Below are 14,377 nucleotides of genomic sequence, written 5' to 3' on the forward strand. Positions count from 1 at the left end.
CCGAAGGTGGCTTGTATCAGCCATTGATACAGGCGTCCGGCGCCTCCGTGCCGTCTGAGAGAATTGTCCCCGTGATCTCTCGAATCGATCTGCGCGGTGACGCCCTCCCCGAGGGCACCGCCCTGCGCGACCTGCTGCCCCGAGCCGACTTCGACGTCTCGGCCGCCCTGGAGAAGGTGCGTCCGATCTGTGAGGCCGTGCATCATCGGGGCGACGCGGCGCTGATCGACTTCGCGGAGAAGTTCGACGGGGTCCGGCTGGACTCCGTACGGGTCCCGGCCGAGGCGCTCACGGACGCGCTGGAGCAGCTCGACCCCGCCGTGCGCGCGGCCCTGGAGGAGTCCATCCGCCGCGCCCGCCTGGTCCACCGCGCACAGCGCCGGACGACGCACACCACCCAGGTCGTGCCCGGTGGCTCGGTCACCGAGAAGTGGGTGCCGGTCGACCGCGTCGGGCTGTACGCGCCCGGCGGCCGCTCGGTGTACCCCTCCTCCGTGATCATGAACGTGGTCCCGGCGCAGGAGGCCGGCGTCGGGTCCATCGCGCTCGCCTCCCCGGCCCAGTCCGCTTTCGGCGGCCTGCCGCACCCCACGATCCTCGCGGCCTGCGCCCTCCTCGGCGTCGACGAGGTGTACGCGGCGGGCGGTGCCACGGCCGTCGCGATGTTCGCGTACGGCACCGAGTCCTGCCCGTCCGTCGACATGGTGACCGGCCCCGGCAACATCTGGGTCGCCGCCGCCAAGCGCTACTTCACCGGCCGCATCGGCATCGACGCGGAGGCCGGACCGACCGAGATCGCCGTCCTCGCGGACGACACCGCCGATCCCGTGCACGTCGCCTCCGACCTGATCAGCCAGGCCGAGCACGACCCGCTCGCCGCCGCCGTCCTGGTCACCGACTCCGTCTCCCTCGCGGACGCCGTGGAGAAGGAGCTGGAACCGCAGGTCGCGGCCACCAAGCACATCGAGGACCGCATCGTCCCGGCCCTGAACGGCCGGCAGTCCGCCATCGTCCTGGTCGACGGCGTCGACGAGGGCCTGCGCGTGGTGAACGCGTACGGCGCCGAGCACCTGGAGATCCAGACCGCGGACGCGGCGGCCGTCGCCGACCGGGTCAGGAACGCCGGAGCGATCTTCGTCGGTCCCTGGGCCCCCGTCTCGCTCGGCGACTACGCGGCCGGCTCCAACCACGTCCTGCCCACCGGCGGGTGCGCCTGCCACTCCTCGGGCCTGTCCGTCCAGTCCTTCCTGCGCGGCGTCCACATCGTCGACTACACGAAGGACGCCCTCGCCGACGTCGCCCACCACGTGGTGACGCTCGCGGAGGCGGAGGACCTGCCCGCGCACGGCGCGGCGGTCAAGGCGCGGTTCGGATGGAAGGTACCCGAGGGCAAGTGACCGGCATCGACGATCTCCCCGTCCGGGACGAGCTGCGCGGCAAGTCCCCCTACGGGGCGCCCCAACTGGACGTCCCCGTACGGCTGAACACCAACGAGAACCCCTACCCGCTGCCCGAGCCGCTCGTCGAGCGGATCGCCGAGCGGGTCCGGGACGCGGCCCGCGGGCTCAACCGCTACCCCGACCGGGACGCGGTGGAGCTGCGCACCGAGCTGGCCGCCTATCTGACGAAGACCGGCGGGCACCCGGTCGGCACCGAGAACGTGTGGGCGGCCAACGGCTCGAACGAGGTCATCCAGCAGCTGCTCCAGACCTTCGGCGGGCCCGGCCGCAGCGCGATCGGCTTCGAGCCCTCGTACTCGATGCACGCGCTCATCGCGCGCGGCACGGGCACGGCCTGGATCCCGGGCCCGCGCACCGCGGACTTCACCATCGACGTCGCCGCCGCCGAGCAGGCCGTCGCCGAGAACCGGCCCGACGTCGTCTTCATCACCACCCCCAACAACCCCACGGGCAACGCGGTCCCGCGCGAGACGGTCCTCGCGCTGTACGAGGCCACGCAGCGGGCCAAGCCGTCGATGGTCGTCGTCGACGAGGCGTACGTCGAGTTCAGCCACGGCGACTCGCTGCTGCCGCTGCTCGAAGGACGGCCGAATCTCGTCGTCTCCCGCACGATGTCGAAGGCCTTCGGCGCTGCGGGACTGCGCCTCGGCTACCTCGCCGCCCACCCGGCCGTGGTGGACGCCGTCCAGCTCGTCCGGCTGCCCTACCACCTGTCGGCCGTCACCCAGGCGACCGCGCTGGCCGCCCTGGAGCACACCGACGTCCTGCTCGGATACGTGGAGCAGCTGAAGGCCGAGCGGGACCGGCTCGTCACCGAACTGCGCGCCCTCGGCTTCGAGGTGACCGAGTCCGACGCCAACTTCGTGCAGTTCGGCCGGTTCGCCGACTCCCACGAGGCCTGGCGGCACATCCTCGACCGGGGCGTCCTGGTCCGGGACAACGGCGTACCGGGGTGGCTGCGGGTCTCCGCCGGAACCCCGGAGGAAAACGACGCGTTCCTCGACGCGGTACGTGACTTGAAGAAGGAGCAGAGCGCATGAACCGCGTAGGACGCGTGGAGCGGGTGACGAAGGAGACGTCCGTCCTCGTCGAGATCGACCTCGACGGATCGGGCAAGGTCGACGTGTCGACCGGCGTCGGCTTCTACGACCACATGCTCGACCAGCTCGGCCGGCACGGCCTGTTCGACCTCACGGTGAAGACCGAGGGCGACCTGCACATCGACTCCCACCACACCATCGAGGACACCGCCCTCGCGCTGGGCGCCGCCTTCAAGCAGGCGCTCGGCGACAAGGTGGGCATCTACCGCTTCGGCAACTGCACCGTCCCGCTGGACGAGTCGCTCGCCCAGGTGACCGTCGACCTGTCCGGCCGCCCCTACCTCGTGCACACCGAGCCCGAGAAGATGGCGCCGATGATCGGCGAGTACGACACGACGATGACCCGGCACATCCTGGAGTCCTTCGTGGCCCAGGCCCAGATCGCCCTGCACGTCCACGTGCCGTACGGGCGCAACGCGCACCACATCGTGGAGTGCCAGTTCAAGGCGCTGGCCCGGGCCCTGCGCTACGCCTCCGAGCGCGACCCCCGCGCCGAGGGCATCCTTCCTTCCACCAAGGGCGCACTGTGAGCGACGCACGCGCGGCCACCGGGCCGCAGACAACGACGATGGCCGCACCGCTGCGCCGTGCGGGCGGAGAAGCGAACGGGACAACACTGTGACCGGTCTTTCCAGCATTCTCATCGTCGTCGGTCTCTTCCTCCTCGGCGGTATCTACTCCTTCGTCAAGCAGCAGATGCCGAAGAGCCTCATCGTGCTGCTCTCCTTCGGTGCCGCGATGTGTCTGGTCGCGGGCGTGATGCGGCTGGCGGTGTGGGCGTGAGCGCGGCCGCCAAGAAGGTCGTCGTCTTCGACTACGGGTTCGGCAACGTGCGTTCCGCCGAGCGCGCCCTGGCCCGCGCCGGAGCCGAGGTGGAGATAACGCGCGACTTCGACACCGCGATGAACGCGGACGGACTGCTGGTGCCCGGCGTCGGCGCCTTCGCCGCCTGCATGCGGGGCCTCAAGGAGGCCCGCGGCGACTGGATCATCGGCCGCCGGCTGGCCGGCGGACGCCCGGTGATGGGCATCTGCGTCGGCATGCAGATCCTCTTCACACGGGGCATCGAGCACGGCGTGGAGACCGAGGGCCTCGACGAGTGGCCCGGCACGGTCGGACCGCTGGAGGCCGACGTCGTGCCCCACATGGGCTGGAACACCGTGGAGACCCCGGCCGGCTCGCGGCTCTTCGCGGGGCTCGACGCCGACGCGCGCTTCTACTTCGTCCACTCCTACGCCGTCCACGACTGGTCCCTGGAGGTCGGCAACCCGCTGATGCGCGCGCCCCTGGTGAGCTGGTCCACGCACGGCAAGCCGTTCGTGGCGGCCGTCGAGAACGGCGCCCTGTGGGCCACCCAGTTCCACCCCGAGAAGTCCGGCGACGCCGGAGCCCAGCTCCTCACCAACTGGATCGGAACACTGTGAGCAAGCTCGAACTCCTCCCCGCCGTCGACGTCCGCGACGGCCAGGCCGTCCGCCTCGTGCACGGCGAGTCCGGGACCGAGACCTCGTACGGCTCCCCGCTGGAGGCGGCACTCGCCTGGCAGAGCGCGGGCGCGGAGTGGCTGCACCTCGTCGACCTGGACGCCGCGTTCGGCACCGGCGACAACCGCGACCTCATCTCCGAGGTCACCCGCGCGATGGACATCAAGGTCGAGCTGTCCGGCGGCATCCGCGACGACGCCTCCCTGGCCGCCGCCCTCGCCACCGGTTGCACCCGCGTGAACCTCGGCACCGCCGCCCTGGAGACCCCCGAGTGGGTCGCCAAGGTCATCGCGGAGCACGGCGACAAGATCGCCGTCGGCCTCGACGTCCGCGGCACGACGCTGCGCGGCCGTGGCTGGACCCGCGACGGCGGGGACCTCTACGAGACGCTGGAGCGCCTCAACTCCGAAGGCTGCGCCCGCTACGTGGTGACGGACATCGCCAAGGACGGCACCCTCCAGGGCCCCAACCTGGAACTGCTGCGGACCGTCTGCGCCGCCACCGACCGCCCGGTGGTCGCCTCCGGCGGAGTGTCCTCGCTGGACGACCTGCGCGCCATCGCCGAGCTGGTGCCGCTGGGCGTCGAGGGCTCCATCGTGGGCAAGGCGCTGTACGCCAAGGCGTTCACCCTCGAAGAGGCCCTGAAAGCGGTGTCCGAGTGAGCGCCGTACGCCGGGTGAACACCGGAGCGCCCTGGGAGGACGCCTTCGGGTACTCCCGCGCGGTGGAGCTGCCGAACGGCCTGGTGCTGGTCTCCGGCTGCACGTCCGTGCTCGACGGCGAGATCACCGAGGGCGGCCCGTACGACCAGGCGATCACCTCCTTCAACGTGGCCTTCGCGGCGCTGGAGCAGCTCGGCCTCGGCCGGGAGGACGTCGTCCGTACGCGCATGTACATCACGCACGCCCGGGACGTGGAGGACGTCGGCCGCGCCCACAAGGAGCTGTTCGACGCCGTCCGTCCCGCCTCGTCGATGATCATCGTGTCCGGGTTCGTGGACTCGCGCCTGGTCGTCGAGGTCGAGGTCGAGGCGTTCCGTCCGGGCGGCCCGGTGGACGAGGAGGCGTCGTGAGCCTGGCGGTTCGGGTCATCCCCTGCCTGGACGTGGACAACGGCCGGGTCGTCAAGGGCGTCAACTTCCAGAACCTGCGCGACGCGGGCGACCCGGTCGAGATGGCCAAGGTGTACGACGCCGAGGGCGCCGACGAGCTGACGTTCCTGGACATCACCGCGTCCTCGGGCAACCGCGAGACCACGTACGACGTGGTGCGCCGCACCGCCGAGCAGGTCTTCATCCCGCTGACGGTCGGCGGCGGTGTCCGTACCGCCGAGGACGTCGACAAGCTGCTCCGGGCCGGCGCCGACAAGGTGGGCGTCAACACGGCCGCGATCGCCCGGCCCGACCTGATCCGCGAGATCGCGGAGCGGTTCGGACGCCAGGTGCTGGTGCTCTCCGTGGACGCGCGCAGGACCGAGAGCGGTTCGTTCGAGGTCACCACGCACGGCGGCCGGCAGGGCACCGGCATCGACGCCGTCGAGTGGGCGCACCGGGCCGCCGAGCTGGGCGCGGGCGAGATCCTGCTCAACTCGATGGACGCCGACGGCACGAAGGACGGCTACGACATCGAGATGATCGAGGCCGTACGCAAGCACGTCACCGTTCCGCTGATCGCCAGCGGCGGGGCGGGCCGGCTCGACCACTTCCCGCCCGCCGTCGGAGCGGGCGCCGACGCCGTACTGGCCGCGTCCGTCTTCCACTTCGGGGATCTGCGGATCGGCGAGGTCAAGGAGACCCTGCGGGAGGCCGGACACCCCGTCCGCTAGTTCCGCTCACCGGACGCCGTACGACGTCAACGGCCCGCACCCGGGCAGCACTTGCTGCCGGGTGCGGGCCGTTCTCGTGCTGCGGCCGTGGGGCGCGGGGGCCCGCCCGGCGGTGACGCCGATCGTGCGTGGACCGATCCGGCCGCTCCCCGGCGTGGGTGGTGCCGGTTCCGTCGGGTGAGGACGCGGCGGGAGTCGCCGTCGCCCGGTCGGACGGGTGCGGCCGGGTGCAAGCCAAGGCCGGTGATTCTGCCGATGTGCGCGGGCGGTCGAGGGCCGGACAGTTGCCCCCGCAACCACCGAGACGGACCCCGCCGTTCCGCGGCGTGCGCCATCCGACACCCACGCCACGGCAGCGCCGTGACGCGGCGCGGGTCCGTCGTCCCTCACCGAGAGGATGCACCCACCGTGCAGCAGAACCGCGCACTCCCCGCCGCTCCCGGCGGCCCCGCCTCGTCCGGACACCGGCCGCACCGGCTCACGAGCCGTCTGGTGCGGGCCGGTCTCGCGGCGCTCCTGGCCGCGGGCGGACTCGTCGCCGCCCAGGCCACCGGAGCGCAGGCCGCCCCGGAACCGGCCGTCGCGGCGCAGCTCGCCGCGAACCCCTACGAGCGCGGCCCCGCCCCCACGACGGCCAGCATCGAGGCGACCCGCGGGTCGTACGCCGTCTCGCAGACCAGCGTCTCCTCGCTGTCGGTGTCCGGCTTCGGCGGCGGCACCATCTACTACCCGACCTCGACGAGCGACGGGACCTTCGGCGCGGTCGCCATCTCCCCCGGATACACCGCGTACCAGTCGTCCATATCCTGGCTCGGGCCGCGGCTCGCCTCCCAGGGCTTCGTGGTCTTCACCATCGACACCCTGACCACCCTCGACCAACCCGACAGCCGCGGGCGGCAGTTGCTCGCCGCACTCGACTACCTGACCCAGCGCAGCTCCGTGCGGACCCGGATCGACAGCACCCGGCTCGGCGTGATGGGACACTCCATGGGCGGTGGCGGCACGCTGGAGGCGGCGAAGAGCCGTCCTTCGCTCCAGGCGGCCATCCCGCTCACCGGCTGGAACCTCGACACCACCTGGCCGGAGATCAAGACGCCGACCCTGGTCGTGGGCGCCGACGGTGACACGATCGCGCCGGTGGCCACGCACTCCGAGCCCTTCTACCAGAGCCTGCCGAGCACCCTCGACAAGGCCTACCTGGAACTGCGGGGCGCCACCCACTTCACGCCCAACAGCTCGAACACCACGATCGCGAAGTACAGCATTTCGTGGCTGAAGCGGTTCATCGACGACGACACCCGCTACGAGCAGTTCCTGTGCCCGCTGCCGCAGGCGTCCCTGACGATCGCCGAGTACCGGGGCACCTGCCCGCACACCTCCTGACCCCGACCCGCACAACCCCGTGCGCGGGTGACGGCCACCGGAAGCGGTGGCCGTCACCCGCGTCCGCGCCCCACCTCGGGAGGGGTGCGACCGCCGGGGTTCCTTGGCGCGGCGGCACTTGTGCCGGTGCACAAGCCTTGCCCCCCAGGCCTGGGAGCCCGCCCAGCCGGCACCCCGTCGGCGCCCTGTCCTTCCTGGTCACAGCGGGTTTCCGGGGTGAGTCGGGCAAGTGAACGCGGGTCTTCCGCCTTCGTTTACGCGGAAGTAACGTGACGGTCGTGACGGGAAACGCGACTGCGCGAAGTCCACTCCGGACAGCGGGCCGGAGCGCCTTACCGCCGCCCTCGCACGGGGCGGCACACGAACCGGGCCGGAGCCGCGACCCCGGCCGCCCCACTCCTCCCGGGTGCCCGGCGGATCCCCCCGACCTGCCGGGCTCCACACCGCCCCGGGCCGCAGCGACCGTTCCCGAGCCGCGCGACCGCGCCGACGACGCCGGTACCGGACCGGCCGCACGCCGTCCCGGGAGCCCCCGGAGCCGGGACCCGCAGGACGGTTCCGAACACCGGGTGCCGCCGGGCGACCCGCGTCGAACGGCGGCCGTATACGACCCCGGCCCGCGGGGCCCCGCCCGGTCCGGTGGACGCTCGGGGCCCGGAGGAGCGCCGGGGGGCGTGCCGACCACCACCGGCGAACTCCCAGGCTCCACAACGGAGTCCGTTACCGGGTCCGCCCGTCCCGGCGAACCGGCGGCCGTGCCTCCGGCCGCCGACGGGCGTACCCGAGCCGCCGAACCTCCGGGCCCCACAGCGCGCCCCCGTGCCGGGTCCGCCCGCCCGGGCGAACCGTCGACTGTGCCTCCCGTCGATGCCGGATGCACGGAATCCGCCGGACTCGCCCTCCCCGCCGGGGGAGCCGAAGCGGGGCCGGCCGGCGGCGACGGGTTCGCGGGCGCGGATTCCGCCGGTCCCGCATCCGGGCCCGGCTCGGGAACCGCCGACGGAACCGCCGACGGAACCGTCGTCGGGACCGGAAGCGCCCTCGGGATCATCGACGCGGCGGAGCGGGCCCGTCTCGCCGGACGTCCGGCCCGGGCGCGGGAGTTGCTCGCGCGCGCCGGGTACGAGGGGGCGCCCGACGTGGTCCGCGGGGCGGCCCAGTTGGTGAACGGGCAGCTCGGCCTCCAGGACGGTCCCGTCGCCGACGCCCGCGAAGTGCTGCTGCTGGCGGCCGAGTTGCTGGCCGAGGCCGAGCCCGCCCGCGCCCTGGCCGCCCGGCTCGCCGCGATGGAGGCCGCCTGGGCGATGGGCGACGCGGCGGCCTGCCTGGAGGCCCTCGACCCCGGGCCCGGACGGCGCGGATCCGACGACGTGAACCCCGTTGCGGGGGCCACGCGTTCCGGGGCACCGGGCCACGTGGCCGGGCCGCCGGAGGGCGACGGCGGGGTCGCCGCGTACCGGGCGGGGATGTCGGCGGTCATGCGGGGCCGGCTGGACACCGGACGGACGCGGCTGCGGGAAGTGGTCGACGGGGCGGGGGCCGCCGGGGTCCCCGACGGTCCCGAGTCCCTGCTGCTGGCCGGGGGAGCCGCGCTCGTGGCCGGGGACCTCGCCGCCGCCTGCCGGGCCAGCTCCCGTGCGCTGGCCGTGGCCAGGGCGCGCGGACCGCGCATCCTGGTCGCCCAGGCCCTGGAACGCCTTGCCTACGGGGAACTGCGGGCCGGCCGGCACGCGCGCGCCCGCGCCCACGCCGAGGACGGCCTGCGCACCGCGCTCGCGGCCGGGCAGAGCAACCTCGTGGCCCACCATCACGCGATCCTCGCGCTGGCGGCGTCCGTCGAGGGGTCGCAGGAGGCCGTCGCGGAGCACGCGTCCGCCGCCGAGCGCATCGCCGCACCGCACGGCCTCGCGCAGGCGGCCACCCTGTCCCAATGGGCGCGGGCCCGTGCCGATCTGGCCCGTGGCCGGCTCCCGGAGGCCGCCGCGCGGCTCGGACCGCTGGTCGGCGCCGGGCCCCGGCACGGGCACTTCGCCCTGCGGATGCTCGCCGTCCCCTGCTTCGTCGAGGCGGCCGCCCGCACCGGCCAGGCGGAGGCCGCCCGGTCGGCGCTCGCCGAGTTCACGCACTGGGCCGCGCAGGGCGCCGATCCCCAGGCACCCGCACAACTGGCCCGCTGTCAGGCGCTGTTGAGCGACGGTGACAGCTGCGAGCCGCTGTACGCCGCCGCGCTCGCCCACCACGAGGAAGCCGGCGGCGACTTCGAGCGCGGCCGTACCCAACTCCTCTACGGCGCATGGCTGAGGCGGCGCCGCCGCCCGGGGGAGGCCCGCGGGCGCCTTCGGGACGCGCTCGTGTCCTTCGAGCGGGGCGGCGCGCTGGGCTGGGCCGCGCAGACGAGAGCGGAACTGCGGGCCACAGGCGACGCTGCCCCTGCCGAACCGGTGGGTCCACTGGCCCTCCTGACACCCCAACAGCTGCGGATCGCCCGCTGTGTGGCGGAGGGAGCGACCAACCGCGAGGTGGCGCTGCGTCTGTCGGTCAGCCCCCGCACGGTGGACCACCACCTGCGGAATGTCTTCGCCGCCCTGGGGGTCCGCTCCCGGGTGGAACTCTCCCGCTGGGTGGACCGCGCGGAGAAGACCACCGCACACCCCTAGGTACCGACTGGGCGGTATGTCATCCTGCGGGATCAGGAGGTCCGGAGCACCCGTGTGCCGCGCGTCGGCCGCCGGGACCGGCCGGACCGAGCCGACTCCGGTGGAGGACAGCGATGCAGCACCTCGTACCCGCCCACGGCCGGCCCCTGCCCGGACGGCGGCCCCTGGTACCGGCCGCGCGCTCCGCCGTCGACGCGGAGGCGCTCTCGGTCCTGCACCGCGCCGCCCGGGCGCTGATGGCGGGCCTGCCCGAACTGACCGAGCGTCTGATGACCCTGCTGAGGGAGCGTGAACCCGCCTACCGCACGGCGATGGAGGCCGACGCGGACGGTGTGCGCGACGAGGTGCAGCGTTCGTTGCGGCTCAACGTCGGCTCCCTGATCCGGCCCGGCGAACTGCGCGAGGACGCCCAGCGCTGCTCCTGGGCCATCGGCAGGGCGCGGGCCGAACGCGGACTCCCGCTGGACGCCCTGCTGCGCGCCTTCCGTCTCGGCGGCGGCATGATCTGGCAGGAACTCGTCGACGAGACGACCCGCCGGCATCCCGCCGACGCCCGTCTGCTCGTCCATGTGGCCGCGGATGTCTGGAACTTCGTCGACGACCACTGCGCCGTGGTGGCCGACGCCTACCGGCAGACCGAGCGCGAACTGATGTGGCGCCGCGAGAACAGGCTGCGCCTGATGACGGCCGCGCTGCTCGACGGCACCGCGCGGATCGCCGACCTGCCCGCCACCGCGGCCGCCCTCGGCCTCCCCGAACAGGGGAGATACGCGGTCGTCCTGGCCCGTCTGCCGGCCGGCCGGGCGTTCGCCGACGCACGGAGCCAGGTGCGCCTCTCGGGCCTGCGGGTCCTGTGGTACCGCGACCGTGACCGCGACGGCGCGGGCAGCTACGGCATCGTGCTGCTCGGCGGCCACCCCCACGACGGGGACGGACCGGGCCACGGCCACGAGAGCGGACTCCTCGACACCGGCGCCGGACCGGCGTACGGCACGGAGGAGCGGCCCTCGGACAGCGGTGACGCCGGCGACGGACCGGACGAGGGGCGCCCATGGGCGTACGGACTCGACGTGGACGCCGGGGAGATCGCCCGTCGGCTGACCGCCCCGCCGGTGGCCCGGATCGGGGTCAGCCCGGTGGTGGAGGGACTCGCGGCGATCGGTGACGCCCGCCGCCTGGCCGACACCGCCCTGCGGGCCTGCCCCCGGTCCGGCGGCACCGTCGTGCTGGAGGAGCACCTGCCCGCGGCGCTCGTCGTCTCCGCGCCGGCCCTCGGCGCCGCGCTCGCCGAGCGGGTCCTCGGGCCGCTGCTGCGGCTGGACCTGTCCGACCGGGACATCATGCTGGACACCCTCACGGCCTGGCTCGCCTGCGACGGCTCCGCCCAGCGGGCCGCAGGGCGGCTCTACTGCCACCGCAACACGGTCCTGAACCGGCTGCGCCGCTGCGAGCAGCTCACCGGCCGCTCGCTGACCCGCCCGGCGGACGTGGTGGAGCTGTCCCTGGCGCTGGCCGCGCACACGCTGCTCGACCCCTGAGCGGCGCCCGGCGTCCTGTCGCGAGCGGAGCCCCGCCCGCGGCGTGAAAGGAAAGTTGCGCAATTTTTATTGCGCAACTTTCCTTTCGTGTCTACGCTGGCGGCATGCCACGCAAGGAAGACCGGCGGATCAGCGACATGGGGACGCTCAAGGCGATCGCCCACCCGCTCCGCATGCAGCTGTACCGCGCCCTGCACGTCGCCGGCGCGGCCACCGCGTCCCAGCTCGGTGAGCAGGTCGACGAGGCGCCCTCGCTCGTCAGTTACCACCTGCGCAAACTCGCCGAGCACGGCCTGATCGAGGAGGCCGAGCCGCGCAGCGGAGACGGCCGTGAACGCTGGTGGCAGGCGGCCTCGGAAGGCGTGAGCGTCCACGACGAGGACTTCCGGAGCGCCCCCGAGAAGGCCGCCGCCCACACCGCCTTCGCCCGGCTCCTCGTCGATCAGCGGGCCGCCCAGTACCGGCGCTTCCTGGACGAGCGGCACGCCTGGGGCGCCGCATGGGGCGACGCCGCGTCCGACTCCGAGTCCAACCTGCGTCTGACACCGGCCGAACTGAGCGCGCTCAACAAGGAGTTGCTCGACGTCATCCGGAAGTACGACGAGAAGGGCCGCACGGACGAGGCGGCAGGCGACACCGAGGGGCGCGAGCACGTCGCGCTGCACACGTACGGCTTCCCGTTCCGCGCCTGACTCCGAGAGGACCCGGTCCGTGACCACGACCGTCATACCGCCCGCCGTCCGGCCCCCCGCCGGGCCCGCCCACCGCGACGGCAACGTACTGCGCTGGCTCGGTGCCTACACGGCCTCGATGATCGGCGACAACGTCTTCTACATCGCCCTGTCCTGGGCGGCCGTCCGGTCCGGCACGCCCTCGCAGGCGGGGCTCGTGATGGCTGTCAGCGCCGTGCCGCGGGCCCTGCTGATGCTGGGCGGGGGAGTGGTCGCCGACCGGTTCGGGCCGCGCAGGGTGGTCATCGGGAGCGACGCGGTGCGGTGCGCGGCCGTCCTGACCGTCGCCGCGCTGCTCTTCGTGGCGCATCCCGGGCTGTGGCTGCTGGCGCTGCTCGCCGTGGTCTTCGGCATCGTCGACGCCGTGTTCATGCCCGCCGTGGGCGCCCTGCCCGCCCGGGTCACCGGCCGGGACCAGCTCGCCCGGGTCCAGGGCATGCGCGGCCTCGCCGTCCGTTTCGCCAACGTGGTGGGCGCGCCCCTCGGCGGACTCGGCGTTGCCCTCGGCGGCTCGGCGACGGCGTTCGCGCTCGCCGGCCTGCTCATCGCGGTCTCGGTGCCGCTGCTGATCTCCGTACGGATGCGGGAGACGCCGCCGGCCGGCGGCGCGAACACGGCGAACACGGCGGACGCGGCGAACACGGCGCCCGCTGGTGCCGAGGCCGTCGGCCCGCCCGGGGACCCGGACGGCAGCCCGGACGGCGTCCCCGCGCGCGGGGACGCGTCCGGCCCGCACGCGCGCGTGCCCGACGCCGAGGACGGTGCGGCCGCGGTACCGGAGCGACCCGCCACCGCGTGGCGCGATCTGCGCGACGGACTGCGCTACATCCGTGGCCACCGGGTGCTCGCCCCGCTCATCGTCACCATCGCCCTCGGCGACCTCGGCTTCGTCGGCCCCCTGAACGTGGGACTGGCCCTGCTCGCCGACCGGCGAGGATGGGGCGCTTCCGGCATGGGCCTCGTGGTCGCCGCCTTCGGCGCCGGCGCGGGAGCCGCCGCGCTGCTGCTGGCCTGGCGCGGCACCCTGCCGCGCGCCGGGAGCGCCGGCGCCGCGGCCCTCCTCGGCGGCTCGGTCGCCATCGGCGCCCTCGCCCAGGTGCCGGGCGTGGGCGCGGCCGTCGGTGTCGCCCTCGCCATCGGACTGCTCGCCGGACTCAGCGGGGCCCTGTGCGGAGCACTCCTGCAGACCCAGTCCGACCCCGCCTACCTGGGCCGGGTCACCGCCGTCGCCGGCATCGTCAGTCTCGGCCTCGCCCCGCTCAGCATGCCGCTGACCGCCGCCGCCATCGGCTGGTGGGGCACCGGACCGGTCTTCGCCGGCAGCGCGGTCGTGTGCGGCCTCGGCGGGGTCGTCGCGCTGGCCGTACGGGACCTGCGGCGGGCCGAGCTGCCCCGCTGACGGGTTCGCGACCGAACGAGCCGGGAGCCCACACCGTCGGCCGGCGAACGACGACCGCCGAAGCGGGGGACTCCCGGCCCGGTGTCCTCAGATCCCCAGCTGCTTCCCTTCCTGAAGCCTGGTGATCGCCTCCTTGTCGCCGTCCAGCTCGACGTCCGCGACGGCCTGCCGGCCGAACGCGAACATCAGCAGCTCGGAGGGCTCGCCGGTCACCGTCACGACCGGCGTGTTCTTGTTCAGGACCGTCGTCTGGCCGTTCGGACGGCGCAGCACCACGCCCGTCGGGGTGCCGCGCCCCATCAGCCGTGCCGTGCGCTCCAGACGCGACCAGAGGGCCTCCTGGAACACCGCGTCCAGCGGGCGCGGAGTCCAGCCGGGCTGCGCCCGCCGCACGTCCTCGGTGTGGACGTAGAACTCGACCACGTTGGACGCCTCGTCGATCTGCTTCAGCGAGAACGGCGAGAACCGCGGCGGGCCCGTACGGACCAGCTGGATCAGTTCCTCGTACGGCTTCGTGGCGAACTCGGCCATCACCCGGTCGAGGCGCGGGGCGAGCTGCTTGACGAGGAGGCCGCCGGCCGCGTCGGGGCGGCGCTCGCGGACCACCACATGGGCCGCGAGGTCCCGGGAGTTCCAGCCCTCGCAGAGGGTCGGGGCCTCCGGGCCCACGGCTTCCAACAGGTCGGCGAGAAGGAGTCGTTCACGCTTCGCATGGGTCGACATGCCAGCCAGCCTACGACCGGGTAGCCGGTCCGCCCAGTGGAGAACAGGGCGGATCCGGCCAGGCGTGCCCCGGGGACG

Annotated in this window: 14 protein-coding genes; 13 read left to right on the forward strand and 1 reads right to left on the reverse strand. The window is 73.8% G+C overall.

The genetic code is table 11. The annotated features are described in order from the left end of the window. Positions 1-71: 71 nt before the first annotated feature. The 13 genes from hisD (at position 72) to OG406_RS29130 (ending at position 13,576) form a co-directional block, all read left to right on the forward strand. Positions 72-1,397 (forward strand): histidinol dehydrogenase, encoded by a 1,326-nt coding sequence (hisD, locus tag OG406_RS29070; protein ID WP_164376053.1) that lies wholly within the window; start codon positions 72-74, stop codon positions 1,395-1,397. Next, entirely contained in the window at positions 1,373-2,500 is a 1,128-nt protein-coding gene (locus tag OG406_RS29075; protein WP_329188583.1) for a histidinol-phosphate transaminase, read from the forward strand. Before hisD ends, OG406_RS29075 begins: the two co-directional genes overlap by 25 nt. Beyond that, the gene (gene hisB / locus OG406_RS29080; protein ID WP_081216706.1) at positions 2,497-3,090 is read left to right on the forward strand and encodes an imidazoleglycerol-phosphate dehydratase HisB; all 594 of its coding nucleotides are present in this window, start codon (positions 2,497-2,499) and stop codon (positions 3,088-3,090) included. Before OG406_RS29075 ends, hisB begins: the two co-directional genes overlap by 4 nt. A gap of 88 nt (positions 3,091-3,178) precedes the next feature. Continuing rightward, positions 3,179-3,343 carry a hypothetical protein gene (locus tag OG406_RS29085; RefSeq protein ID WP_179165205.1) on the forward strand — a complete coding sequence of 55 codons (165 nt, stop codon included), beginning with the start codon at positions 3,179-3,181 and terminating at the stop codon, positions 3,341-3,343. Next, complete coding sequence (hisH, locus tag OG406_RS29090; RefSeq protein WP_266849040.1) at positions 3,340-3,984, forward strand: imidazole glycerol phosphate synthase subunit HisH; 645 nt, start codon at positions 3,340-3,342, stop codon at positions 3,982-3,984. The genes OG406_RS29085 and hisH overlap by 4 nt, the downstream gene beginning before the upstream one ends. After that, positions 3,981-4,706 carry a bifunctional 1-(5-phosphoribosyl)-5-((5-phosphoribosylamino)methylideneamino)imidazole-4-carboxamide isomerase/phosphoribosylanthranilate isomerase PriA gene (gene priA, locus OG406_RS29095; protein WP_164376047.1) on the forward strand — a complete coding sequence of 242 codons (726 nt, stop codon included), beginning with the start codon at positions 3,981-3,983 and terminating at the stop codon, positions 4,704-4,706. Before hisH ends, priA begins: the two co-directional genes overlap by 4 nt. Continuing rightward, positions 4,703-5,116 (forward strand): RidA family protein, encoded by a 414-nt coding sequence (locus OG406_RS29100; RefSeq protein WP_266849043.1) that lies wholly within the window; start codon positions 4,703-4,705, stop codon positions 5,114-5,116. The genes priA and OG406_RS29100 overlap by 4 nt, the downstream gene beginning before the upstream one ends. After that, positions 5,113-5,868, forward strand: a complete 756-nt coding sequence (hisF, locus tag OG406_RS29105; protein WP_081216702.1) for an imidazole glycerol phosphate synthase subunit HisF — start codon at positions 5,113-5,115, stop codon at positions 5,866-5,868. Before OG406_RS29100 ends, hisF begins: the two co-directional genes overlap by 4 nt. Before the next feature lie 408 nt (positions 5,869-6,276). Beyond that, positions 6,277-7,251 (forward strand): bis(hydroxyethyl) terephthalate hydrolase, encoded by a 975-nt coding sequence (gene bdeA, locus OG406_RS29110; protein ID WP_443067116.1) that lies wholly within the window; start codon positions 6,277-6,279, stop codon positions 7,249-7,251. 854 nt (positions 7,252-8,105) lie between these two features. Further along, the gene (locus OG406_RS29115; RefSeq protein ID WP_443067117.1) at positions 8,106-9,908 is read left to right on the forward strand and encodes a helix-turn-helix transcriptional regulator; all 1,803 of its coding nucleotides are present in this window, start codon (positions 8,106-8,108) and stop codon (positions 9,906-9,908) included. Between the two features lie 113 nt (positions 9,909-10,021). Then, positions 10,022-11,446 carry a PucR family transcriptional regulator gene (locus OG406_RS29120; protein ID WP_239155950.1) on the forward strand — a complete coding sequence of 475 codons (1,425 nt, stop codon included), beginning with the start codon at positions 10,022-10,024 and terminating at the stop codon, positions 11,444-11,446. 104 nt (positions 11,447-11,550) lie between these two features. Next, entirely contained in the window at positions 11,551-12,138 is a 588-nt protein-coding gene (locus tag OG406_RS29125) for an ArsR/SmtB family transcription factor (protein ID WP_329188590.1), read from the forward strand. Between the two features lie 19 nt (positions 12,139-12,157). Next, positions 12,158-13,576, forward strand: a complete 1,419-nt coding sequence (locus OG406_RS29130) for an MFS transporter (protein WP_329188591.1) — start codon at positions 12,158-12,160, stop codon at positions 13,574-13,576. Positions 13,577-13,663: 87 nt separating this feature from the next. Here the strand turns inward: OG406_RS29130 and OG406_RS29135 are convergent, their stop codons facing one another. Then, positions 13,664-14,299, reverse strand: coding sequence for a TIGR03085 family metal-binding protein (locus OG406_RS29135; RefSeq protein WP_164371566.1), 636 nt, complete (start codon positions 14,297-14,299; stop codon positions 13,664-13,666). Positions 14,300-14,377: the final 78 nt, after the last annotated feature.

It is taken from the genome of Streptomyces sp. NBC_01428, assembly GCF_036231965.1.
Classification (GTDB): domain Bacteria; phylum Actinomycetota; class Actinomycetes; order Streptomycetales; family Streptomycetaceae; genus Streptomyces.

Excerpts from the sequence above, each read along its gene's own strand:
- OG406_RS29120 (WP_239155950.1), top strand. The coding sequence starts at position 10,022 with ATGCAGCACCTCGTACCCGCCCACGGCCGGCCCCTGCCCGGACGGCGG.
- OG406_RS29135 (WP_164371566.1), bottom strand. The coding sequence starts at position 14,299 with ATGTCGACCCATGCGAAGCGTGAACGACTCCTTCTCGCCGACCTGTTG.
- hisB (WP_081216706.1), top strand. The coding sequence starts at position 2,497 with ATGAACCGCGTAGGACGCGTGGAGCGGGTGACGAAGGAGACGTCCGTC.
- OG406_RS29075 (WP_329188583.1), top strand. The coding sequence starts at position 1,373 with ATGGAAGGTACCCGAGGGCAAGTGACCGGCATCGACGATCTCCCCGTC.
- OG406_RS29125 (WP_329188590.1), top strand. The coding sequence starts at position 11,551 with ATGCCACGCAAGGAAGACCGGCGGATCAGCGACATGGGGACGCTCAAG.